This is a genomic window from Brachybacterium zhongshanense (assembly GCF_055385755.1).
In genome coordinates this window covers 2971231-2993556 of sequence record NZ_AP043790.1, presented here as the reverse complement: position 1 = coordinate 2993556, position 22326 = coordinate 2971231, and the positions used below count along the sequence as shown (strand labels likewise).

The 22326-nt window shown below is 72.7% G+C and carries 18 protein-coding genes; 6 read left to right on the top strand and 12 right to left on the bottom strand.

Annotated elements, in window-relative coordinates:
• Window positions 1-33: 33 nt before the first annotated feature.
• The gene (locus ACZ5AJ_RS13255) at window positions 34-1602 is read left to right on the top strand and encodes a CoA transferase (protein WP_464135479.1); all 1569 of its coding nucleotides are present in this window, start codon (window positions 34-36) and stop codon (window positions 1600-1602) included.
• 80 nt (window positions 1603-1682) lie between these two features.
• Here the strand turns inward: ACZ5AJ_RS13255 and ACZ5AJ_RS13250 are convergent, their stop codons facing one another.
• The 6 genes from ACZ5AJ_RS13250 to ACZ5AJ_RS13225 all read right to left on the bottom strand — a co-directional run bounded on the left by ACZ5AJ_RS13250 (window position 1683) and on the right by ACZ5AJ_RS13225 (window position 7603).
• Entirely contained in the window at window positions 1683-2564 is an 882-nt protein-coding gene (locus ACZ5AJ_RS13250; RefSeq protein ID WP_464135477.1) for a fructosamine kinase family protein, read from the bottom strand.
• Window positions 2561-3724 (bottom strand): phosphotransferase enzyme family protein, encoded by a 1164-nt coding sequence (locus ACZ5AJ_RS13245; RefSeq protein WP_464135475.1) that lies wholly within the window; start codon window positions 3722-3724, stop codon window positions 2561-2563. Before ACZ5AJ_RS13245 ends, ACZ5AJ_RS13250 begins: the two co-directional genes overlap by 4 nt.
• A 99-nt stretch (window positions 3725-3823) precedes the next feature.
• A complete protein-coding gene (locus ACZ5AJ_RS13240) occupies window positions 3824-4633 on the bottom strand; it encodes an SDR family oxidoreductase (RefSeq protein ID WP_464135474.1) in 810 nt (269 codons plus the stop codon).
• Window positions 4634-4712: 79 nt separating this feature from the next.
• Entirely contained in the window at window positions 4713-5252 is a 540-nt protein-coding gene (locus tag ACZ5AJ_RS13235; protein WP_464135472.1) for a DUF488 domain-containing protein, read from the bottom strand.
• A gap of 6 nt (window positions 5253-5258) precedes the next feature.
• Window positions 5259-6023 (bottom strand): cysteine hydrolase family protein, encoded by a 765-nt coding sequence (locus tag ACZ5AJ_RS13230; RefSeq protein WP_464135471.1) that lies wholly within the window; start codon window positions 6021-6023, stop codon window positions 5259-5261.
• Complete coding sequence (locus ACZ5AJ_RS13225; protein WP_464135469.1) at window positions 6020-7603, bottom strand: purine-cytosine permease family protein; 1584 nt, start codon at window positions 7601-7603, stop codon at window positions 6020-6022. The genes ACZ5AJ_RS13230 and ACZ5AJ_RS13225 overlap by 4 nt, the downstream gene beginning before the upstream one ends.
• Before the next feature lie 166 nt (window positions 7604-7769).
• Here ACZ5AJ_RS13225 and ACZ5AJ_RS13220 point away from each other — a divergent pair, with 166 nt between their 5' ends.
• Both ACZ5AJ_RS13220 and ACZ5AJ_RS13215 read left to right on the top strand, forming a co-directional pair.
• The gene (locus ACZ5AJ_RS13220) at window positions 7770-8834 is read left to right on the top strand and encodes an FUSC family protein (RefSeq protein ID WP_464135467.1); all 1065 of its coding nucleotides are present in this window, start codon (window positions 7770-7772) and stop codon (window positions 8832-8834) included.
• A gap of 75 nt (window positions 8835-8909) precedes the next feature.
• Window positions 8910-9818, top strand: coding sequence for a methyltransferase domain-containing protein (locus tag ACZ5AJ_RS13215; protein ID WP_457887472.1), 909 nt, complete (start codon window positions 8910-8912; stop codon window positions 9816-9818).
• 812 nt (window positions 9819-10630) lie between these two features.
• Here ACZ5AJ_RS13215 and ACZ5AJ_RS13210 read toward each other — a convergent pair.
• The 5 genes from ACZ5AJ_RS13210 to efeU all read right to left on the bottom strand — a co-directional run bounded on the left by ACZ5AJ_RS13210 (window position 10631) and on the right by efeU (window position 18081).
• Window positions 10631-13090: a glycoside hydrolase family 95 protein gene (locus tag ACZ5AJ_RS13210; RefSeq protein ID WP_464135465.1), complete on the bottom strand. Its 2460-nt coding sequence runs from the start codon at window positions 13088-13090 to the stop codon at window positions 10631-10633.
• A gap of 118 nt (window positions 13091-13208) precedes the next feature.
• Window positions 13209-14150: a hypothetical protein gene (locus tag ACZ5AJ_RS13205; protein WP_464135463.1), complete on the bottom strand. Its 942-nt coding sequence runs from the start codon at window positions 14148-14150 to the stop codon at window positions 13209-13211.
• 212 nt (window positions 14151-14362) lie between these two features.
• Window positions 14363-15766, bottom strand: a complete 1404-nt coding sequence (locus ACZ5AJ_RS13200) for a Dyp-type peroxidase (RefSeq protein WP_464135462.1) — start codon at window positions 15764-15766, stop codon at window positions 14363-14365.
• 25 nt (window positions 15767-15791) lie between these two features.
• A complete protein-coding gene (gene efeO, locus ACZ5AJ_RS13195; protein ID WP_464135461.1) occupies window positions 15792-17147 on the bottom strand; it encodes an iron uptake system protein EfeO in 1356 nt (451 codons plus the stop codon).
• A gap of 61 nt (window positions 17148-17208) precedes the next feature.
• Entirely contained in the window at window positions 17209-18081 is an 873-nt protein-coding gene (gene efeU / locus ACZ5AJ_RS13190) for an iron uptake transporter permease EfeU (protein ID WP_464135460.1), read from the bottom strand.
• Window positions 18082-18367: 286 nt separating this feature from the next.
• Here efeU and ACZ5AJ_RS13185 point away from each other — a divergent pair, with 286 nt between their 5' ends.
• Entirely contained in the window at window positions 18368-19303 is a 936-nt protein-coding gene (locus ACZ5AJ_RS13185) for a phosphatase PAP2 family protein (protein WP_464135459.1), read from the top strand.
• Window positions 19300-20025 (top strand): DedA family protein, encoded by a 726-nt coding sequence (locus ACZ5AJ_RS13180; RefSeq protein WP_464135457.1) that lies wholly within the window; start codon window positions 19300-19302, stop codon window positions 20023-20025. The genes ACZ5AJ_RS13185 and ACZ5AJ_RS13180 overlap by 4 nt, the downstream gene beginning before the upstream one ends.
• A gap of 97 nt (window positions 20026-20122) precedes the next feature.
• On the opposite strand, the gene ACZ5AJ_RS13175 is transcribed toward ACZ5AJ_RS13180, so the two are convergent.
• Complete coding sequence (locus tag ACZ5AJ_RS13175; RefSeq protein ID WP_464135456.1) at window positions 20123-20875, bottom strand: ABC transporter permease; 753 nt, start codon at window positions 20873-20875, stop codon at window positions 20123-20125.
• Between the two features lie 387 nt (window positions 20876-21262).
• On the opposite strand from ACZ5AJ_RS13175, the gene ACZ5AJ_RS13170 reads away from it, so the two are divergent.
• Entirely contained in the window at window positions 21263-22294 is a 1032-nt protein-coding gene (locus tag ACZ5AJ_RS13170) for a siderophore ABC transporter substrate-binding protein (protein ID WP_464135454.1), read from the top strand.
• The last annotated feature ends 32 nt before the right edge of the window (window positions 22295-22326 follow it).

Sequence of the window (22326 nt, the reverse complement as noted above, 5' to 3'; positions counted from 1 at the left end):
GCGCGCCGTCGGATGCAGTGACATGCTCGGCGCATGCAGATCCCGCGCATCCCCGCCTGGACGGGACCGTTCGACGTCGAGTCCTTCGCGCTCGACGCCGTCGGGGAGGTGGTCGCCGCGGTCCGTGCGCTCGAGAGGTCGCGAGGTCGCAGCACGCGGGTGTCGACATCCCCTGAGCTGGTCGAAGCCGCGTTCTCGGCCCTCGAGCATCTGCAGGTCGAGGGGCATGGGGGGACGACGTGGGCGGCACTGTCGGGATTCTTCGCCGCATCCGACGGCTGGATCCGCACCCACGGCAACTACCCCCATCACGCGGCGGCGATACGTCGGGCTCTGCTCGCACCCGGACGGGCTGGAGCTGTGCCTGCCGATGACGAGCAGGCCGACGAGGAGCGGGCCGAGGTGGCGGCGGCGATCGGAGCGCTCACCGCAGAGGACGCCGTCGGCCGGATCCTCGCAGCGGGCGGCATCGCGACCGTCGTGCGCAGCGAGGCGCAGTGGGAGGCGCAGGAGCACGCTGCGGCGAGGTCGGCGGCGCAGTCCGCGGCTCCGGACGACGATCCCTGGTGCGCCGTCCTCCCCGCGGAGACCGTCCTCCCCGCGGAGACCGTCCTCTCCGCGGAGACTGTCGTTCCCGGGGGTGCTGCTTCCGGGAGCGCTGCTCTCGCGAGCGGCGCACCCGCGAGCGGCGCACCCGGACGCGCTGGACGCCCGAGGAGACCGCACGCGCCGCACGATCTCCTGCCGCTGTCGGGCGTGCGGGTCCTGGATCTCACGCATGTGGTCGCGGGGCCCGTGTGCACGCAGCTGCTCGGGTGCCTGGGCGCCGACGTCCTGCGCATCGACCCGCCGCAGCCGCGGGAGCTGCTCGATCAGCACCTCGCCGCCGGGATGGGCAAGCGCTCCGCGGTGCTCGACCTGCGGTCCGCCAGCGGATCCGCCCGACTCGCAAGGCTCCTCGAGGGAGCCGACGTCGTGGTCCTCGGATACCGGCCGTCCGCGCTCGACCGACTCGGTCTGGATCCGGTGGCGCTGCGCGCTCGGCATCCGCACCTGATCGTCGCGCAGCTGTCGGCCTGGGGGACCGTCGGGCCCTGGTCCGGACGCGCCGGCTTCGACTCGATCGTGCAGGCGGCGACCGGCATCGCCGACGCCTGCGGACGATGGTCGCAGACCCGGGCAGGAGCGGAGGCAGAGGTGGTGACGGAAGCGAAGGCGGCGAGACCGGGTGCACTGCCCGTGCAGGCGCTGGACCATGCCACGGGCCACCGGCTGGCCGCAGGGATCATCGGCCTCATCGCGGAGGGGCGCACGGGGCTGGTTCGCGCGAGTCTGCTCGGTGCGTCCGAGGAGCTCCGGCGCAGGCGCGTGCCGCGCGGCGATGCGGCATCCGGCGGCTCCTCGGCCGACGGGACGCCGGGCATGTCGAGCGAGCGGACGCGGACTCCGGGACCGTCGGCCGCACCACGACCTGCCGTCGAGCGGAGGACCCCGTACGGCATCGTGCGGACCGCCCCCGTCCCGATCCTGGTCGAGGGGGCGGCGCTCGTCGGCGAGATCGGCGGATACGGTGCGTCGGAGCCGACCTGGAGCGACCGCTGACGGGGCGTGCCCGGTTCCCGCCGCACCGCCCGACGGCGCTCCAGCTCGTGAGGAGCCCTGTCGCGCGGCCCGATGGTGCTCTAGCTCGTGCGGAGCTCCGTCGCGCGGGCGATGACGTCGCGTCCTGCGCGGACAGCCGCCCGGACGTAGCTGCTGCCGAAGAGGTCCACGTGGGCGAGCAGGCCGAACAGGAGGTGGGCGGGCAGGTCGGCCTGCCACGTGCGGGGGAGGGGATGCTGCTCGGTGTAGCCCGCGAAGATCTGGTCGAGGTGCGGGGCGCCGAACAGGGAGAGCATCGCGAGGTCCTCGAGCCGGTGCCCGCCGTGCGCGGCGGGATCGATGAGCGTCGCGCCGTCGGCGGTCCACAGGACGTTCCCTGACCACAGGTCGCCATGCACCCGAGCGGGTGGCTCCGTGCCCTGGCCGGCGATGCCGTCGAACGTGCCGCGAGCGATCTCCGCGATGGCGGCCTCGACGATGCTCGCCCCGTCGGCCCCGTCGGCCCCGTCGGCCCCGTCGGCCTCGCCTGGACCGTCGGAGTCTGCGGCTCGGACCGCATCCGCGGGCTCCCGGGCGAGCAGGGCGGCGGTGCGGGCGAGCAGCGGCCGCAGACGGTCCTCGGCCCAGTATGTCGCGAAGCCGGGGCGGGAGGCGGTGGGCACCTCGAAGGGGGCGTCGAGGGGGCCGAACCAGGCGCGGGGCGCAGGCGTCCAGCCGAAGCCGTCGGCCCCCGCGTCGTGGAGGCGCGCGAGGTCCCTCCCGAAGCCGCGGGCGGCCCGGGGCGTCGGCGGGACCTCTGCGAGGCGTGCGAGGAGGAGGCGGTCGTCGTCGGCGCGGATCACCTCGACGACGGGGGCGGCTCCGGCGTCCGCGAGCCAGCGCAGGCCCGACGCCTCCGCCTCGAAGAAGCCGTCCGGCGCGTCGGGGCGGGCCTTCACGAACGGGGCGGCCTGCGCGCTCACGGGACGCCGAGCTCCACGGCGAGGGTCTCGCGCAGCTGCCCGAAGGCGTCGCGGTGGAGCGCCGATTCCTGTGCGCGCGAGGCGAGATGGACGAGCATCCCGGTGCGCTCGTACGCCGTCCAGGCACGCATCCGGTCTCGCAGCGCCCCGATGTCGGACGCGGACTCGGGCACCCCGCCCGGGAGGCCGCGCTCGGCCGCCAGACGCCGACGCTCCTCGACGTACGCGCCGACGAAGCCGTCCACCTGGACCTCGTCCATCGGCACGTACCAGGGGCCGGCACGGGCCCTCCCGCCGATGATGGCCAGGTCCCGGGCGGGATCGTCGCCCTGCGCCCATTCGAAGTCGATGTAGCGAGGGGAGGGGAGGGGCGCGGACCCCGAAGCCCACAGGATGTTCGTCGCGCACAGGTCCCCGTGCGCGAGGACGAACCCGTCCAGGGCCCTGATCTGCGGCTCGACCGCAGCAACCTGGGCGATCGCCGCCTTGAGCAGCGGCTTGAGGCGATGCTCCTTCAGCAGATCCCGGCGGTCCGTGCGCCAGGTGTCGGCGGCCTCCTCGACCTCCGCCAGGAGCGAGGGCGCATCGCGGGGGATGCCGCGCCAGGGCCGCTTGCCCATCTGCACCGGTCCGCGACCGGGTGCGGGGACCATGTGGAGCGCGGCGAGCAGCCGCGCGTGGGCGCGCAGGTGCGCCTCCGTCCAGGCCGACGGCGGGAGGGCGCGTCCGGGCATGCAGGAGGTCACCACGTACGGCCGGCCGATCGGGCTGCCCGCGCTGCCCGTCTCGACGGCGATGGGCTCGGGGCCGACGCCCGACGGGGACAGGAAGAGCGCGGCGATCTCGTGCTCGAGGCCCCAGGGCAGCTCCGCGAGGTCCACGTGGGGGATCCGCACGATCAGCGGCGCGTTCTGGTGCGGGGAGACCCTCCACGCGGCGAAGTGCTCGCCCATGCCCTCGAGGCTCACCTCCGCGGGGCCGGTCAGCGATGGAGGGAGCACCGACTTGTGCAGGCCGGGAAGACGGACGGGCGAGCCCTCGTCCCGCTGGGGGAGGACGAGCACACCGCTGCTCCAGGCCTCGGCGAGGAGCTCACCCATCTCCGGTGCCCCGGCTTCGGGCGCTCTCGTGCGGTCCTTGACATCCTGTGCAGCCACCATCGCTCCTGTCACCGAGAGTCCGTCGATACTACGCGCGCCGGTGGGTCGGCGGGCTGGTGCTGCTGGTGCTGCCGGCGGGCCTCACAGCGTCGGGGGTCCTCACACCGCCGGGGTCGCGAAGCCGCCGTCGGAGTGCAGCAGCTGGCCGCGGATCCATGCTCCCCGGTCGGAGAGCAGGAAGCGCACGAGGTCTGCGACGGTGCCGGGCTCGCCGAGCTCGCCGCCGGGCGTCTGCGCCGCGCACGCCTCCCGGGTCGGCTCGTCCATCCAGCCGGTGTCGATCGGGCCGGGGTTGATGACGTTCGTGCGGATCCCGCGATCGGCGAGCTCGTGGGTGCCCGCCAGCACGAGCCGGTCGAGTGCTCCCTTGGAGGCCCCGTAGGGCAGGTTGTGCACGGTGTGATCGCTGGTCAGGGCGAGGACGGCACCGCCCCAGGAGCCGCTCTCCGAGTCGCCCCCGGGGCCGCTCCCGCGCGTCTCCGCGAGCGGCGGGACCTGTTCGGCGAAGGAGCGCAGCAGCAGCCAGCTCGCTCGCACGTTGACCGCATAGTGGCGATCGAAGCTCTCGACCGAAGTGTCGAGGATCGAGGAGTCCACCGACTCGCAATGGCACATGACCAGGGCCCCGAGGGGGCCGAGCGTCTCCCGGGCACGGCCGACGATCCGGCCCGGCAGGTCGGGGTCGGCGAGGTCGCCGGGGAGGAGCTCGACGCGCGCACCGAGCTCGCGCAGCTCCGCTGCCAGCTCCTCGACGTCGGACGGCACTCCGTGGACCCGACGGTCGTAGGCGTCGCAGGAGGACAGGGCGAGGTCGAAGCCGTCGGCGGCGAGCCCGGTGGCGATCGCGGCGGCGATGCCGCGACGTCGGCCGACGCCGGTGATCAGGGCGGTGCGGGGGATCGATCGCATGGGCCGACGGTAGGCGGGAGCAGGCGGTCGAGGCCAGCGAATTCTCTGAGAATCTGCTGAGCAGGCCGCGCATGCGGGCTCAGCCCGCGTCCCAGACCACGTGCCCCTGCGCGTCGAGGCGGGCGCCGTCGCTGGGCTCGTGCGGGTGCAGCCGGCCATCCGGCATCAGATGCTCGACAGGGACGTCGTGCTCGAGGAGGACGATGTCGGCGATGAGCCGGCGGTGGCAGCGCCACCACACGGACTCCGAGCAGAGGATGGCGGTGCGTCGGGCGACGACGTCGGTGAGGAGGTCGTCGATGCCGGAGCGGAAGGCGGGGTCCCGGGTCCAGGCGGCGTAGGCGCGGAACTGGGCGACGCGCCACCAGCTGTCGGGGGAGTCGGCATCCTGCTCGGCGGTGAGGCGGCGCCTGCCGCCGAGCCTCTCGTCCCAGCGGAAGGCGATCCCGGCGGCCTCGCACAGCTCGGGGATGACGCCGCGGGCGGCGGCCTCGTTCGTCCGGCTTCCGGGGAAGCGACGCACATCCACCAGCTGCTCGACCCCCGCGCCGACCAGCAACGATGTGAGCTCAGTGCGGTCGAGGCGACCGTGGCCGAGCGTGAGCAGGGGTGCCGGCATGAGGGGTCAGCGTCCGCCAGAGCCAGAGCCAGAGCCAGAGCCAGAGCCAGAGCCAGAGCCAGAGCCAGAGCCAGAGCCAGAGCCGGTGCTGGCGCCGGAGCCGGTGCTGGCGCCGATGCTTCTGCCGTCGACGGCTCCGCCCGTGAGCGCCGCGAGCACCTCGGCGCTCGGACGGAGATCGACCTGCGGAGGGAACAGTCCCATGACCCGCAGAGCGGCCGCACCGTTCTCCGTCTCCGAGGCTGCGACGCCGTCGGTCACCACGGTCACCCGCAGACCCGCATCCGCCGCGGCGAGGACGGTGGTGATCACGCAGCAGTCGGTCGAGACGCCCGTGACCAGCAGATGCGGGACGACCGATGCCTCCGCGCGGCGCGACGCCTCCCCACCGCCTGATGTCGCGGCCGGGCTCCCGACGGACGCGCCGATGCGCTCTGCCAGCTGCGGTCCCCACTTCCCGAAGGTCGGCTCGTCGATGCTCGGGTGCGCCGACAGGTCGCGGACGCCCTCGACCAGGTCGTAGAGGGGATCCTCGGCAGGGAGGTCGGCGAAGGGCCAGGCGCGGAAGTAGTCGCCCCAGGCGGTGCGGCGGTCCGCCGTCGGCAGCCAGCGGGTGAGGATCGTGCGATCCGGGCCGACGGCCCCGGCGAGGCGCTCGATCACCGGCAGGGTGTCGGCGAACTGCGGGGAGCACCATGCGGAGCCGGGATCCGCGAAGATCCGCTGCGCGTCGACGACGACGACGAGCCAGGGGCGCTCGGTCGGGCTCATGCGGACTCCTCCTGGCGCCGGATCCTGCCGCGGCGCGCGACGAGCGTGACGGCGAAGCCGAGCACAAGAGCGAGCAGCACGCCGAGGTTCGAGTACGCCCACGGGCCGTCCCACCACGAGCCCGCCGGATCGTCGACGTAGGTGCTCAGGCCCAGCGGCTCGAGGAGATACCCCTGCCAGTTGTTCCAGGGGGCGTCCTCGGCATAGCCGTTCACGACCAGGCCCCAGCCGATCACCGAGACCCCGATGAGGGTCCCGATGCTGGTCCAGTCGAAGGCGCCGTAGCGTCCCGAGGGATCGAACAGCGCCTGCTCGTCGTAGTCCGCACGGCGGGTCAGGACGTCGGCGATGAGGATGCCCGCCCAGCCCGCGATCGGCACGCCGAGCGTGATGAGGAAGCTCTGGAAGGGGCCGATGAAGCTGCCGGCGAAGAACACCACCCAGATCGTGCCGACCGTCAGGATCGCCCCGTCGATGAAGGCCGCGGCAGGGCGGGGGATCCGGATGCCCAGGCTCAGCAGCGTCAGGCCCGAGGAGTAGATGCCGTTGACGGCGCCGGAGACCAGGGTCAGCACGGCGACGATCCAGAACGGGATCAGCGCCCACAGCGGCAGCAGCGTCACCAGGGTGCCGACGGGGTCGTCGCCGATCCGTGCGAGCACCTCGGGATCCGAGCCCGCCAGCAGCAGGCCGAAGACCACCAGGACGACCGGAGCCGCGGAGCCGCCGATCGTGTTCCACAGGACGATCGCGCCGTCGGACGTGGAGCGGCGCTGGTAGCGCGACCAGTCCGCGGCGATGTTGATCCAGCCCAGGCCGAAGCCCGTCATCACCATGACCAGCGCGCCGATCATCTGCTGCGGCGAGCCCGCAGGGGCCTCCCGCACCGCCGCGAGGTCGATGTGCGGGATCGTCAGGATCATGAAGAGGATCGTCATGGCGCCGGTCGCCCAGGTCAGGACCGACTGGATGCGCATGATCGTGTGATACCCGAGCACGGAGGCGGTCACGATGATCGCGGCGATCACGAGGGTGGCGATGACCAGCACCGGCGTCCCCGAGGCGAGGCCGAGGGCCTGGAAGAGGGTCGCGGTGGCGAGGACCGCCGAGATCGCCAGCATCGTCTCCCAGCCGATCGAGGTGATCCAGGAGACCACGCCCGGCACCTTCTGCCCGTGCACGCCGAAGGCCGCGCGGGACAGGATCATCGTCGGCGCGCTCCCGCGCTTGCCTGCGATCGCGATCAGCCCGCACAGCGCGAAGCTCACGACGATCCCGATCAGCGACACGATCATGGCCTGCCCGAACGAGATCCCGAAGCCGAGGATCCACGAGCCGTAGCTCATGCCGAAGACCGACACGTTCGCCGCGAACCACGGCCAGAACAGGTCGTGCGGTTTCGCGGTCCGCTCGGACTCCGCGATGATCTCGATGCCGGTGGTCTCGATGAGGGCGGGACCGCGGGAGCGGCCGTCGGCGGCGGGGCCGCCGGCGCTGGGGCCGCTGCTGCCGCCGTTGGCCGGACCGCCGCCGGCGGGCTCGGGAGCGGCGGGGAGATCAGGACTGCCGGGATGGGACATGTCGCCTCCGGGAGGAGTGCCGGCGCGCGCCGGACGGGGGGATGGGGACGGGACCTGCCCGGATTCTCTCACCGGCACGCCGCGCGGCGGGCATACCCTGGCATCGGCCGGACCGCGGTCGCACGGGATCAGGCCGCGCGGTGTCCGGCCGCACGGAAGGAGCCCCATGCCGCAGACCCCCGATCGGATCCGGGAGACCGCACGAAGGATGCTGAGCCTCGCGCCCAGTCGCGTCGACCACATCCCCGCGCTGCGCATCTCCGTCGGCCTCGCGATCCCGCTGCTGGTGCTCCTCGCGACGGACCGCCTGGACTGGGCGATGTACGTCGGCTTCGGCGCCTTCACCGGCATCTACTCCCGCTACGAGCCCACCGCCCTGCGCTTCCGCCGGCAGTCGCTCGCGGGCGCGATGATCACCGTCTGCGTCACGCTCGGCGCCGCCCTCGCGAGCCTCGGCGAGGGTCTGGGGCCGACGGCCGAATCGTGGACGGCGATCCTCGTCGGCTCCCTCGTCGCGGGCGCCGCCGCGACCCTCGTGCTCGCGCGCGGCCTCAAGCCCGCCGGTGCGATCTTCCCGCTGTTCGCCGTCGCGGCCATCGCCTCCGCCCCTCCCGCCGCCCCGATCTGGACGGCCTTCCTGGTCGCCGCCGCCACGGCCGCGCTCTGCATCGGCCTGGGTCTGCTCGGGCACTGGGCCGGGGAGCGGCATCCCGGCCGGGGCGCCGTCCCCGGTGCCGAGACCTGGACCGCCGCCCAGCTGCGCTCCGAGTTCCTCCGCTTCGCCCTCGCCGCCGCGATCGCGGGCGCCCTCGGCCTCGCCTCCGGGCTCCCCTTCCCCTACTGGGCCCAGATCGCCGCCATCGCCCTGCTCTCGGCCCCGGGCCGGGCCCTGCAGATCGAGCGCGGCCTGCACCGCGTCATCGGCACCGCCCTCGGCATCATCACCACCGCGTTCCTGCTGTCCTTCCCCTCCGAGCCCTGGCAGCTCGTGGTGTGGGTCGTGCTGCTGCAGTTCCTCGCCGAGATGTACGTGCTGCGGAACTATGCGTTCGCGCTGCTGTTCATCACGCCGCTCGCCCTGCTCATGGTGCAGCTCGCGCACCCGCAGCCCGTCGGCCCGATGCTGCAGGCGCGCGTGCTGGAGACCGTGATCGGCGTGCTCGTCGGCATCGCGGTCGTCATCCTCGCCTCGCTGATGGACCGGCGGCGGTCCACTCCCGCTCCCGCATAATCTCGAATATTGAGATGTGCGTCCGCGATGCGATCGCTAGAGGCGGGCGGAGAACCGGGGGCGTAGCGTCGCCGCATGCCAGACAGCGCAGCTCCCGCCGCCTCTTCCGCCGCCTCTCCCGCCGTCTCTCCCGTCGACGCCTCGACCGACGCCGCCTACACCCACGGCTACGGCGACGCCGTCCTCGACAGCCACCGGCAGCGGACCGCCGCGAACTCCGCCGCCCACCTCCTGCCGCACCTGCGGGCCGGGCAGCGTCTGCTCGACCTGGGCAGCGGCGCCGGCACCATCACCGCGGACCTCGCCCGGATCGTCGGCCCCGAGAACCTGATCGCGCTCGAGGTCGCCGAGGAGTCCGCGGAGATCACCCGCGCCGAGCTGCACCGCCAGGGGCTCGACGAGGTCGAGGTGGTCGTCGGCGACGGCCACGACCTGCCCTTCGCCGACGCCTCCTTCGACGTGGTCCACGCCCACCAGGTGCTCCAGCATGTGCCGGGCCCCGTCCGGATGCTCGCCGAGATGCGCCGCGTGACCCGCCCTGGAGGGCTCGTCGCCGCTCGCGACGCCGATTACGAGGGCTTCCGCTGGTTCCCCGAGGTCCCGGGCATCGCCCGCTGGATGGAGCTCTACCTGCGCGCCGCCCGCGCCAACGGCGGCGCCCCCGACGCCGGCCGACGCCTCCTCGCCTGGGCCCACGAGGCCGGCTTCGTCGAGGTCACCGCCTCCGCCTCCGTCGACCTCCAGGCGACGCCCGCGACCCGCGCGGCCTGGGCCGCCACCTGGGCCGGCCGCATCACCACCGCCCCCTTCGCCGACCAGCTCGATCGCGAGGGCTGGGCCGACGCCGACGATCGCGATGCCCTCGCGCGCGCCTACCTCGCCTGGGCCGACGACCCCGACGGCTGGTTCACCGTCCTCCACGGGGAGATCCTCGCCGTCGTTCCGTCCGCCCCGCTAGCCTCATCCGCCCCTTCCGCCCGCTAGCCCCTTCCGCTCGCTAGCCCTGTCCGCTCGCTAGCCCTGTCCGCCCAGTCCGCCCCTTCCGCCACGTTCTGAGGATCGAGTGGGCATGAGCCCCCGTTCTGAGTGCTCAGAGCGACAGCTCATGCCCACTCGACGCTGCGAGGATCCTGGTCAGGGGCGTCTGCTCGAGGGGGCCAGCCCAGGCGCACCCGGGTGCGAAGGCCTCACGCGCGAGGTGCGGGCGAGAGCCCGCTTCGAGGCTGTCCTGAAGCCCCTGTTCCTCAGCGAGCGTCGAGTGGGCATGAGCGCTCGTTCTGGCCGCTCAGAGCGACAGTTCCTGCCCACTCGACCCTCGACGCACCGGGCCAGGGGCGTCCCGCTGATCGGGACCCGCTGATCGGGACCTGCACATCGAGGCCCACTCATAGAGACCTGCTCAGACGCGCTTGGGGCGAGGCTCTCGCGCAGAGGTCCAGCATGAGCCCGCTCCGGGATCGATGCGTTCGCTCCCGTGCCTCAGGGACGTCGAGTGGGCATGAGCGCTCGTTCTGAGCGCTCAGAGCGACAGTCTCTGCCCACTGGACGATGCGGGGAGCCTGGTCAGGGGTGCTCTCTCGAGCGGGCCAGCCCAGGCGCGCCTGGGCGTGAAGGCCTCACGCGCGAGGTCATGTCGCGAGCCCGTTCCGGGGCCGCCCCGTTCGCTCTGTTACTCAGCGGCCGTCGAGTGGGCATGAGCCCCCGTTCTGAGCGCTCAGAGCGACAGCTCATGCCCACTCGACGTTGCGAGGGCGCACCCGCTCATGCCTGCTCGACGCTCGCTCGCAGAGCCCCGCTCAGCCGTTCCCGGGCGCGGAGGGCCCGGGCGCGGAGGCCCTGAGCGCCGAGGTCTCGCGCACAGGGGTGATGGTGCGGCGCTCGCCGCCGACGATCACGTCGACCAGCTCGGGGGCGCCGGGGCGATCGGCGACGACGTCCCAGGCGGTGACCTCACCGTCCGCCCAGGTGAAGGAGACGCGGAAGCCGCCGCGGGCGCGCAGGCCCGTGACGGAGCCGGACGCTGACCACTCTGCGGGCAGTGCCGGGAGCAGGCGGATCGCGCCGTCGTGGCTCTGCAGGAGGAGTTCGACGATCGCGGCGGTCACGCCGAAGTTGCCGTCGAGCTGGAACGGCGGGTGGTTCGCGAAGAGGTTCTCGAGGGTCGAGTGCGCGAGCTGGCCCCGGAGCATCTGGTAGGCCCGATGCGGGTCGCCGAGGCGTGCGAACAGGGCCATCCGCCAGGGCCAGGTCCACGAGCGCCGCGAATCCCCGGAGACCTGCGCATGCGAGAAGGGCGCCGCCCCGCCGACGCTCGCTGCGTTCCCGCCGACGCTCCCTGCGCGCTTGTCCTCGTTCGCCGTGCTCCCGCCGGTGCTCCCCGCGCCCCCGCCGGCGCTCGCCGGGGGCTCGCCGCAGCGGGCGCGGAGGGAGACGAGGGCGGCCGCGGCCAGCTCGGGCGTCGCCGACGGGGTGATCCGGCTGCCGGGGTAGACGGCGAAGAGGTGGGAGGTGTGGCGGTGGAGGTCGTCGGGCTCGTCGCGGTCGGCCTGCCATTCCTGGAGCTGGCCCCAGCGGCCGATGCGGTCCGGGGCGAGGCGGTCGCGGGTGCGTTCGAGGAGGCCGCGGGAGGCGGCGTCGGTCCCGGGGAGCTCGCCGTCGAGGGCGGCGGCGAGCTCGACGGCGCCGTCGAGGAGGCCCCGGACGATCTGCTGGTCGTAGGCGACGCCGTCCTCGCGAGGACCGTGCTCGGGGGACCAGCCGTCGGGGGCGACGAGGGTCCCGTCGGCCTGCTCGACCAGCCGGTCCTCCCAGAAGTCGCAGACCTCCCGCACGAACGGCCAGGCCACGTCCCGCAGGAACGCGCGGTCGCGGCCGAAGCGCCAGTGCTCGACGACGTGCTGCGCGTACCAGGCGGAGGCGACCGTGTTCCACTCCCACGAGTTCCCGCCCATCGGCGAGTTAGAGGTGCGGCAGGTCCAGCCGCGGACGTCGTCGCCGAAGGAGGCCCGGGTCGCGCGCCGCAGGGGCTCGCGCATCGCGCACAGCCAGTCGATCAGCGCCGTGTGCGCGGCGGAGAGGTCGGTGGTCTCCGCCGGCCAATAGTTCATCTGCAGGTTGATGTTCGAGTGGTAGTCGCTCGCCCAGGCCGGGGTGTTGGAGTCGTTCCACAGGCCCTGCAGGTTCGCCGGCAGACCGCCCGGACGCGACGACGAGACCAGCAGATAGCGGCCGTAGCGGAACAGGAGGCGCTCGAGATGGGGGTCGGCGCCGCCGTCGGCGTAGAGCGCGAGCCGACGGTCGGTCGGCAGCGCCAGCAGCGCGGGATCGCTCTCGCCCCAGCGGACGTCGACCTGCCCGAGGACCGTGGCGAGATGGTCGAGGTGGGTCTGCCGCAGCTCGAGCGGATCACGGCGAGCAGCCGCCTCGAGGCGTGCGGACACCAGAGGCAGCGGGCTCGGCCCGCGCCATCCGGCCGACGGGGCGATCGCGAAGCTCGTGCCGAGATCGATCAGCAGTCGGAGGCTCCGGGCCCCGCGCACCTCGACGCCGAGGTCGCCGTCGGCGTCGGCCGGCCCGAGGTCGCCGTCCGTGTCGACCACCCGCACCGCCATGACGTGCTCGAGGCCGTTGCCGAGGGTGCCGGTGGCCAGGAGCGTGCCAGGGGACTCGCCGAGCGCTGTCGTCGACCCCTCCAGGTCGGAGTCGAGGCGGAGCGCCAGGTCGAGCGGGGCGTCGGTGGCGATCTCGAGGACCATGACGTCCGCGTCGGCGCTCGCGAAGGCCTCGCGGCGCACGCGCGCACCGCCTGCTGTCCTGTGCTCGACGACGTGCAGACCGGTGTCGACGTCGAGCGTGCGGCGGTAGTGCGCGCCGTCGACCGGGGGCCGACCGTCGGCCCCCGCCTCGGCTCCGGCGCTCCCTTCCGGTCCGACCTCGCCGCCGTCCGCGATCGCGAGACGCAGCCTGCCCGGCGAGAGATAGGTGCCGAAGCCCTGCATCGAGATGTCGGTGACGTCCTCGGCCTCGCCCTCGTAGGCGTTGTCGTAGTCGGGCTGTCCCGCCCACAGGCTGATCTCGTCCAGCTGGACGACCTCCTCCTCGACGCCCCCGAAGAAGGTCGCCCCGAGCCGTCCGTTGCCGATCGGCAGGGTCTGCGAGGACCAGTCCGACGCCGGAGCGTCGAAGTGCAGCAGATGAGGCGCTCGCGCCGTACCCCCGTGGGGGCCGGGGGCCGTCTGGTCATGGGATGTCTGCACCGGGGTTCCTCTGCTCGTCATGGGCGGATCTGCATCGCAGCCTGCAGAGCCCAGCCTAGACGTCGGAGGGGATGAGGGGTGCCGCCGCGCTGCTCGCCGGCTGAGCCGACGACAGCTCTCAGTCGACGACGGACAGGCTCGCGACCATCGCGTCGAGGTCCGCCCTCTGCTGCTCCATGCCGGTGGCGGCGCCGCCGACGAACGCGCCGGGGCCGTCCGGGCCGTCGACGACGATCACCACCAGGTCCCACGAGTCGGTGCGGGTGAACTGGGCCTGCTGCTCCTCGGACAGGGGGAGGGTGCCGGAGATCATCCAGCCGTCGTGCCCGTCGACCGTGATCGCCTCCTCCCGGAGGTCCTCGACGGTGAGGGGGTCCTGGTAGAGGTCGCGGACCTCGTCGCGGGTGATGTCGCACTGGAGGATCGTGCGCGCGGCCTCCTGCGCGCCGGGGTATCCGCCCTCGTCGTCGGGGAACTCGACCCAGCCGAGCGAGGCGACCGAGTACCACCAGTTCTCGACCTCCTGCGAGGAGGACGCGGTCCCGACGACATAGGCGTCCTGGTCGCCCCAGTCGATCGCGATGCTCCAGCCCTGCTGGATCTCGTACTCGAGGCCGCCGCCGCGGACCATGCCCTCGACCTGGGTCTCCTTCTCGACCTCCTCGGCGAACTCGCACAGCCGGCTCGGCTTCTCGGTGATCGTCGGCGGCGGCCCCTCGGGCGCCGTCTCGTCCCCGCCGGGGATGTACTCCCCGTGAGGCTCGCTCGCGGTCTCCGTCGGGGTGTCCGACGAGGCCGTCGCAGGTCCCGCGGTCGGCTCCCCGAGACGCGGGGAGATCACCGTGCGCCACAGCACGAGCGAGGCCACCAGCACGAGGACCGCCAGCAGGACGCAGCCGCCCGCGATGCCGAGCACCATCCCGCGACGGGAGGAGGGAGGCTTCGGGGGCTCGACGGAGGGCCCGGAGGCTCCGCCGGCAGGGCCGGTGGGTGCGCCGCGGAAGTCCGGCAGCGACGGCTGCTTCCCGGGGCCGCTGGGCCCGCCCGGCATCCCGCTCATGTTCGTGCCGCCCCTCCTGCTCGTGATCCTGCGCCCCGCCGTGCGAGGACCGCCCCTGTGACCTGCGCCGTCGACCGGTGCCATCGGCCTGCGCCGTCGGCCCGGATCAGACTATCGGTGACGCCGCCTCCGCGGCGTCGGACGGACATCACCGGGCCGCCGTCGGATGCTTCAGTCCGATGCTCGCAGCCCGACGCTCGGCAGCCCGAAGCTCAGTCCTGTGCGCCGAACAGCCGCTGGCCGAACATGGTGTCGCCGTCGGTGACGCCGGGGAGGATCGCGAACAGGCCGGAGCCCACGTGCTGGATGTACTCCACCAGAGCGTCCTGCCTGCTCATCCTCGACAGGATCGGGTAGAACCCGGTCGTGGGGTCGCGGACGAAGGCGGTGAAGAACAGCCCGGCATCGAGACGGCCGAGGGAGTCGTTGCCGTCGGTGTAGTTGTAGCCGCGGCGGAGCATGCGGGCGCCGTCGTTGTTCTCGGGGGAGACCAGCCGGATGTGCGCGTCGACGGGGATCATCGGCTCTCCGGACTCGGTCGCCTCGTAGTCGGGGGCGGTGAACTCGGCGGAGGCGTCGGAGACCTCCCCGGCGGACAGCGGCGCCCCGAAGCGCTTCTCCCGCCCCATGACGTCCTCCTGCTCGCGCAGCTGCAGGCGGTCCCAGACCTCGAGCCGCATGCTGATCTTGCGCAGCGCGAGGTAGGTGCCGCCGGAGAGCCAGTCCCCGCCGTCGTCGGAGCCGTCGATCCAGAGGTGCTCGGCGAGGATGTCGTCACCGTCCTCGGCCTTCAGGTTGGCCGTCCCGTCCTTGAAGCCGAAGAGGTTCCGCGGGGTCTCCTGCGCGGTGGATGTCGAGGAGGTGCGGCCGTAGCCGATCTGGCTCCAGCGCAGGGAGGCGGTGCCGAAGGCGATGCGGGTGAGGTTGCGGATCGCGTGCATCGCGACCTGCGGGTCGTCGGCGCAGGCCTGGACGATGAGGTCGCCGTCGCTCTGGGCGGAGCGCAGCGCCTCGTTGCCGAAGGTCGGCATGCCGGTGTCGAGCACGGCGGTGCTCCGGGACGCCAGCCCGAAGCGGTCGGCGCCGTCGGCGTCGCGGAACAGGCTGCCGCCGACGCCGACGGTTATCGTCAGCGAGCTCGGAGGGTAGCCCCAGGCCTCGCCGGTGTCCCGCGGCACCTGGTAGGGATTGGCCGACGGCGCTCCGCCGACGAGCTCTCCCGCGCACATCTGCTCGCTCGCGACCAGCCAGTCGCGCATGAGCTGTCGGATCGCCTCGAGGTTCTCGGCTGCGACGTCGTAGGCGGCGGTGAACATGCAGTCCTGGGCAGGGGTGACGATGCCCGCCTGGTGCGCCCCGCGCAGCGGGTACGACCTCCCGAGCCCGCCGTCAGCCGTACCAGCCCCGTCGGCCCCCTCGCCGGGTCCGATGCCGAGGACGCTCGCCCCTGCGGAGGCGCGTCCGCCGCCGAAGCCGAGCAGGGCGCCCCCGACCAGGGCGCCCCCGGCGGCACCGAACAGCCCGCGCCGTCCGACGCCCCGGCGCTCTCCGCCGTCCCCGCTCGGACTGCCCGGGCCCGGACCGTCCGGGGTCGGTGGATGCGGGTCCTGCGTCATACGGTCTCCCCTCGATCGGAGGCGATCAGTGCAGGATCGTGCCGGCGACCTGGGAGAGGCTCTCGGCCAGGCCGTTGACGGCGTCGGAGATCGCGCGCTGCTCCTCGGTGTAGTCGTCGACGGAGGGAGCCTCCCCGGCGTCCTCCTGCACGGCGGCGATCGTGGAGTAGTCCACGAAGCGGGGCCCGCCGTCGGGCGTGGTGCCGTCCACGTACTGGTCGAGCACGGCCTGGACGGCCTCGAAGCGCTCGGTGATGGTGGTGTCGAGGTCCGCGTCCTGTGCGGCGACGAGGTCCTGAACATTGCCGTAGGCGACCCTCGCACCGTCGAGGTTGGCCTGGAAGTCATCGAGATCGGTGTGGGAGAAGGTGTCCTCCTCGCCGACGATCTTTCCGGTTGCGACCTCCTCCATCAGGCCCTGGGCGCCCTGGACGACGTCCTCGAGGGTGATGGAGAACGTCGTTCCGCCGAGGCCCGTCTCCTTGCCGTAGACGAGGTCGTAGAGGGTCTGGATGTTCGCGGTGAGGTCGTCGGCGGCGGCCTGGCGGGCCGCGTCGTCGGCGAAGTCGAAGGGCGAGCCCTCCTCGGTGAACAGGTCCGCCTCGATCCGGTGCCAGCCGGTCCAGCCCGCGAGGACGGACGGATCGGTCACGTCGACTCCGGCGTCGGCGGCGAGGTCCTGGACGCGCGCATCCATCGCGACGTCGAGATCGCCGGCCTCCTCGATGCCGAAGGCCTCCGCGGTCGGCTCGATGCGCTCGTAGAAGCGGCGGGCCTGCGGGAAGAGCGCGCGGGCGAGGTCGACGTCGCCGCCGGTATAGGCGTGGGTGAACTCCTGGGCGCTGCTGACCAGCTGGCCGACCTGGTCCTTCACGTAGGCGGTGTAGTCGGTGACCGCGGCCTCCTCGAGCGCCTGCGTGTCCTCGTCGATCGTGACCTCCTCGCCGGCGGTCACCGTGAACTCGGCGAGGCCGACGAGCTCGCCGACCATGTTCGGCTTGCTCGCGGTGAAGCAGGTGCCCTCGCGCAGGGCCGTCGTGAGCGACACCGTGGTGCCCGGCCCGATGTTCTCCTTCTCGGAGAGGATCCTCAACCTGTCCTCGGCGAGGATCTCGAACTCGTTGGGCACGGAGCCGGAGTTGGTGATCGAGAAGGTGACCTGACCGGCGGGCGCGGTCGCCGGGGACAGCTCGCAGCCGTCGTCGGTGATGGTGACGGTGATCGTCCCGGCCGAGCCGGAGGCGGAGGCTGAGGTCGCATCGACGTTGTCGGCGCAGGCGGTGAGGCCGAGGCCCACCAGGGCGAGAGGAGCGGCGCCCAGCAGGGAGCGGCGCGAGGGGCGGGACGTCCGCTGTGCGGCAGGTGCGGAGGGGAGGGTCATCGGGATCTCCTGAGGAGCGACGGGACGGGTGGGTGCACGGGGAGGAGGGATGGAAGCGCGGTCAGGCGCCGGCCCCGGCGGGCACCGCGGGGGAGGGGCGGTTCGGGCGGGACCGACCGGTACGGCGGAGGAACAGGGCGCCGACGGGGACGATGTACGCGAACCAGGCCACGACCTGGAGCACCGTCGGGTTCACATTGACCTGGAACATCGCGTTGAGCACGACGTACAGCCAGTAGATCGGCGAGCTCGCGGACGGCAGCAGGCCGGAGAGGTCCCAGGCGCGATGGGTGATGCCGGGCAGGATGCCCGCCTCCTGGAAGTCGCCGACGCCGTAGGCGGTGATGCCCGCGGCGACGAGGATGAGGAACGCTCCCGTCCAGGTGAAGAACACGCCGAGGTTCAGCCGCAGAGCGCCGCGATAGATCAGGACGCCCAGCACGATCGCGACGGCGAAGCCGGTGACGATGCCTGCGGTGGTCACGTATGCGCTGGACTCGATCGAGGACTTCACGGTCGCCCACAGGATCAGGGCGGTCTCGACTCCCTCTCGGCCGACGGCCAGCGCGGCGATCGCGACGACGCCCCAGCCGCTGCCGCTGTCCAGCGCCCTCTCCATGTCGCTCTCCAGGCGATGCTTCAGGGAGCGGGCGTTCCTCGACATCCAGAAGATCATCCCGGTGGTCAGGCCGACGGCGACGAGGCTGAGGGCGCCTCCGAGGATCTCCTGCGCCTGGAAGGTGAGGGTCTTGGGGCCCCAGGTGAGGATCGCGCCGACGGTCAGCGGGACCAGCGCGGCCAGCACCACGCCCGCCCACAGCTTCGGCAGCACGTCCCGCCGGTCGGACTTCACGAGGTACGCCACCAGGATCCCGACGACGAGCGATGCCTCGAGGCCCTCTCGCAGCGAGATCAGCAGGTTGGGCAGGAACATCGGTGGACTCCGGGGTCGACGGCGCCCCCGGGGCCGAGGCGGCGTCGGGCGTCCTGGGGGACGGCGGCGGGGTCCGGTCCGGACGGCCGTCGTGGCCGCCCGCGGGGCATGACGCGGATTAAGGTAAGCCTTCCTTTGTGCAAATGTCCATGGTCGTCCATGCGGCGCGGGTCACATCGGCGCCCGGGCCGGGATCAGGCTCGGCGTGAGGATCATCTGCGCAGGTTCCGTGCACGAATGCCGTGTCGGCGCCGGGGAGGCGGTTCGGTGGCCCACGCTGGTCCTCGTGACCTTCCCCGCCGCTCCCGTCGACCGCGCTCCTGTCGACCGTGCTCCCGTCGACCGTGCTCCCGTCGACCGTGCTCCCGTCGACCGTGCTCCCGTCGACCGTGATCCTGCTGCCCGTGCTCCCGTCGGCCGCGCCCCTGCTGTCCGCGCGGCGCTGGGCATGGCCGTCGCCCTGGTCGCGGCGATGCTCGTCGGACTGCTCACGGAGCTGCCCGCCGTCCGGGCGCTGGACGACGCCGCGGTGCGGGCTGCGAACGACGCGCTCGGACCGTTCACGACGATCCTGGCCGTCGGGATCGCTGAGGTGCTCGGCACCCCGTCGGCCGTGGTCCTGGCTCTCCTTGCGGCCGTCGGGTGCGGACTGGTCCGACGCAGCGTGCGCGTCGGGGTGCGGACCGCGGTGCTGATCGGCGTCCCCTGGGGCTCATGCGCGCTGCTGAAGCTGGCGGTGCAGCGGATCAGGCCGGACCTCGCCGGCCTCGAGCATCCGCTGCTGGCGCAGCCCGGCTCCTTCAGCTTCCCCAGCGGCCACACCGCCTTCGCGGCCGCGCTGTGCTGTGGGATCATGCTCTCGCTCGCGTCGACGACGTCGACAGCGTCCTCGCCGTCAGCGTCCTCACGGTCGGCGACGCCGGCATCGCGCGCCGCGGTCGCCGTCGGCGCCTCCGTCGCGGTCCTGGTGATCGCCACCACCGGCTGGTCGAGGGTCGCGCTCGGGATGCATCACCTCACGGACGTTCTGGTCTCGGCCGTCCTGGTGCCTGTCCTGTGCCTTCTTCTGACGCGCATGCTCGACGCCGTCGATCTGTCCGGGCACTCCGTCCCGTCCGGCCATCCCGTCCCGTCCGACCGCTCCGTCCCGTCCGGTCGCACCGCCACACCCGCCACCCCTGCCGGGAGCGTCCCGGCCGCCTCGAGGAGGACGCATCGATGATGGACCTGATCCATCTGCTCATGGACCCCGCAGGACTGCTCGAGCGCTTCGGCTCCGCGTTCTGGTGGGTCGCGCACGTGATCGTGCTGATCGAGTGCGGGCTGTTCTTCCCGATCCTGCCGGGGGATTCGCTGCTCTTCGCGGTCGGCATGTTCACGCGCTCCGGGGCGATCTCGATCCCGCTGTGGATCTCCCTGATCACGCTCACCGCCGCGGCCTTCGCCGGCAACGTGCTGGGCTACGAGATCGGCCGCGCCGTCGGCTCGAGGCTGTACGAGCGCGACGGCCGGATCCTCAAGCGCGCCTACTTCGATCGCACCATCGAGTTCTTCGACCACTACGGCCGACGGGCCCTGGTCATCGGACGGTTCGTCCCGATCGTCCGGACCTTCGTGACGGTCGTGGCGGGCGTCGGACGCATGCCCCGCCGGGTGTTCCTGCTGTGGTCCGCCGTGGGAGCGGTCGGCTGGGCGGCTCTGTTCGTGCTGCTCGGCTTCGCGCTCGGCGGTGTCGATCTCATCGCCGACAACCTCGAGGTCGCGGTGCTGCTGCTGGTGGCGATCTCGGTCCTGCCCATGGTGGCCGCCGCACTGCGCAAGAAGGTGCTGACCTCCCGCTCCCGCGGCGCCGATCCCCGTGCGGAGACCGTCGCAGATGCCCTCGCGGAGACTGCCCCGGAGCAGTCCGCGCAGCCTGCCGCGCAGCCGCCCGTCCAGCGCTGAGCGAGCCCGCTGAGCGGCGACGGCAGCGAGACGACGGCAGCGGCGGCGAGGCGACGGCAGCGAGGCGGCGACGACGGAGCGTCGGCCCGGGGGGCTCTCAGCGCTCCCGGCTCTCGCCCGGACGGACCGTCGGCCCCAGCCCGAGGGCGACGATCGCGGCGGTGATCGCGCCGGCGGTCATGATCGACGCCAGCACGACGATCTGGAAGCGTCCCGCCTCGAGCGGCGAGATCCCGCCGAAGATCGCGCCCACGAAGGCGCCCGGCAGGGTCACCAGGCCCGTCGTGCGGGTCTGGTCGGTGGAGGGGATGAGCGCCTCCGCGAGAGCGTGCCGGGAGATCTCCACGGTCGCCTGGCGGGGCGTCGCGCCGAGCCCCAGCCATGCCTCGATCTCGTCCCACCGCTCGTCGGCCGACTGCATCAGCCGACGGCCCGCGAGGGTCGCCGTGGACATTGCGCCGCCGATGACGATGCCGCCGATGGCGAGCGCGTAGCGGGCGCTCAGCTCGATCGCGCCGGTCGCGAACACAATGGTCAGGGCCGTGCCGACGCCCGCGCCCATCGCCCCGGCCACGAGCGCCAGGTGCCGTCGGCTCCAGCGGAGGCGTCGGGTGCTCGTCGTGGCGGCGACGCAGAACATGACCGCGAGCGCGAGACCCACCCACCAGGGGTTCGTGATCACGCCGGTGAGCACGACGCTGATCGCGGCGAGCTGCACGATTCCGCGCAGGATCGCGAGCGCGGGCGCCCAGCGGTGCGGGGCCCGGGTCGCCGAGAGGATCGCGGTGGTGATCGCGATCAGCAGGCCCACCCCCAGCAGGGTGCGCAGGATGTCGGGGGCGGTGATCACCGGGACATTCTCGCGCGGCGGGGCCGTGCTCCGTCCCCGCGCCCCGCGCCGTCCCTGCGCCCCGCACCGTCCCTGCGCCCCGCCAGGCGCTCGCCCCGCCGCGCTCAGTCGCCGCTGCGTCGCCGCCGCGTCGCCGTCCGGAGCGGCGGACCGTGCCGGATGCTGGGACGGCGTGTGCGGCGCTGCTGAGAGCGCGGTGGAGGTATAGGAGCAGAAGATCCTCCTGGCCTCAAGCTCTGTCGAGGAGTTGCCGCTGCGAGAACTCTCACGGGCTGAGATGCCGAATAGTGATACGGGCGGATAGCGAAAACTATCAGGCGAGGCTAGTCTCAGTTGACGACTCCACCGTGGATCTCTCCCCCGTCACCCCGAGCAGAGGCCAACCCCATGACTGCGTCCGTGTCCCCCCGGATCTCCCGCCGCCATCTCGGCGCCCTCTCCGCCGCCGGAGCCTTCGGTGTCCTGCTGACCGCCTGCGGAACCGACGACGAGTCGTCGGCCTCCGGTGCGAGCGACGCCGGGTCCGGCGACTCCGCCGCATCCGGCACCGTCGAGGTCGAGGACAACAACGGCACCCAGACCGTCGCCGTCCCGCCGGCGTCCGTCGTCGCGACCGACAACCGCACCTTCGAGACCATCGCGGACTGGGGCATCACGCTGACCGCCGCCTCGCGGTCGCTCATGCCCTCGACCAACCCGCTCAAGGACGACGAGTCGATCATCGACCTCGGCTCCCACAACGAGCCCGACCTCGAGGCCGTCGTCGCCGCCGAGCCCACCCTGATCATCAACGGCCAGCGCTTCGCCCAGTACCACGACGACTTCGTCTCGCTGGCCCCCGACGCGGTCGTCCTCGAGCTCGACCCGCGCGACGACCAGCCCTTCGCCGACGAGCTCAAGCGCCAGATCTCGGTGCTCGGCACCATCTTCGACAAGGAGACCGAGGCCGAGGAGCTCGGCAGCGCCTTCGATGCCTCCATGGAGCGGGTCTCCTCGGCCTACAACGGCTCCGACAAGGTCATGGCCGTGAACGTCTCCGGCGGCGAGATCGGCTTCATCGCCCCCGGCGAGGGCCGCACCCTCGGCTGGACCTTCGACGCCTTCGGCTTCGTGCCGGCGCTCGAGGTCGAGGGCGCGAGCGACGACCACCAGGGCGACGACATCTCGGTCGAGGCGATCGCCGACTCCAACCCTGACTGGATCCTGGTCATGGACCGCGACGCCGCCATCAGCGCCGACGATCCCTCGTACCAGCCGGCCTCCGAGGTGCTCGAGGCGTCCGAGGCGCTCGCCGGCGTCACCGCCGTGACCGAGGGCAACATCGTCTACATGCCCGCGGACACCTACACCAACGAGTCCATCCAGACGTACACCGAGTACTTCGAGACCCTCGCCGACGCCCTCGAGGGCAAGGCCTGAGGAGCGACCTCCTGGTGAGCAGCGCGCGGCGG

Coding starts and splice junctions, on each gene's coding strand:
- ACZ5AJ_RS13255 (WP_464135479.1), top strand. CDS start 34: ATGCAGATCCCGCGCATCCCCGCCTGGACGGGACCGTTCGACGTCGAG.
- ACZ5AJ_RS13245 (WP_464135475.1), bottom strand. CDS start 3,724: ATGGTGGCTGCACAGGATGTCAAGGACCGCACGAGAGCGCCCGAAGCC.
- ACZ5AJ_RS13240 (WP_464135474.1), bottom strand. CDS start 4,633: ATGCGATCGATCCCCCGCACCGCCCTGATCACCGGCGTCGGCCGACGT.
- ACZ5AJ_RS13235 (WP_464135472.1), bottom strand. CDS start 5,252: ATGCCGGCACCCCTGCTCACGCTCGGCCACGGTCGCCTCGACCGCACT.
- ACZ5AJ_RS13230 (WP_464135471.1), bottom strand. CDS start 6,023: ATGAGCCCGACCGAGCGCCCCTGGCTCGTCGTCGTCGTCGACGCGCAG.
- ACZ5AJ_RS13225 (WP_464135469.1), bottom strand. CDS start 7,603: ATGTCCCATCCCGGCAGTCCTGATCTCCCCGCCGCTCCCGAGCCCGCC.
- ACZ5AJ_RS13220 (WP_464135467.1), top strand. CDS start 7,770: ATGCCGCAGACCCCCGATCGGATCCGGGAGACCGCACGAAGGATGCTG.
- ACZ5AJ_RS13215 (WP_457887472.1), top strand. CDS start 8,910: ATGCCAGACAGCGCAGCTCCCGCCGCCTCTTCCGCCGCCTCTCCCGCC.
- ACZ5AJ_RS13205 (WP_464135463.1), bottom strand. CDS start 14,150: ATGAGCGGGATGCCGGGCGGGCCCAGCGGCCCCGGGAAGCAGCCGTCG.
- ACZ5AJ_RS13200 (WP_464135462.1), bottom strand. CDS start 15,766: ATGACGCAGGACCCGCATCCACCGACCCCGGACGGTCCGGGCCCGGGC.
- efeO (WP_464135461.1), bottom strand. CDS start 17,147: ATGACCCTCCCCTCCGCACCTGCCGCACAGCGGACGTCCCGCCCCTCG.
- efeU (WP_464135460.1), bottom strand. CDS start 18,081: ATGTTCCTGCCCAACCTGCTGATCTCGCTGCGAGAGGGCCTCGAGGCA.
- ACZ5AJ_RS13180 (WP_464135457.1), top strand. CDS start 19,300: ATGATGGACCTGATCCATCTGCTCATGGACCCCGCAGGACTGCTCGAG.
- ACZ5AJ_RS13170 (WP_464135454.1), top strand. CDS start 21,263: ATGACTGCGTCCGTGTCCCCCCGGATCTCCCGCCGCCATCTCGGCGCC.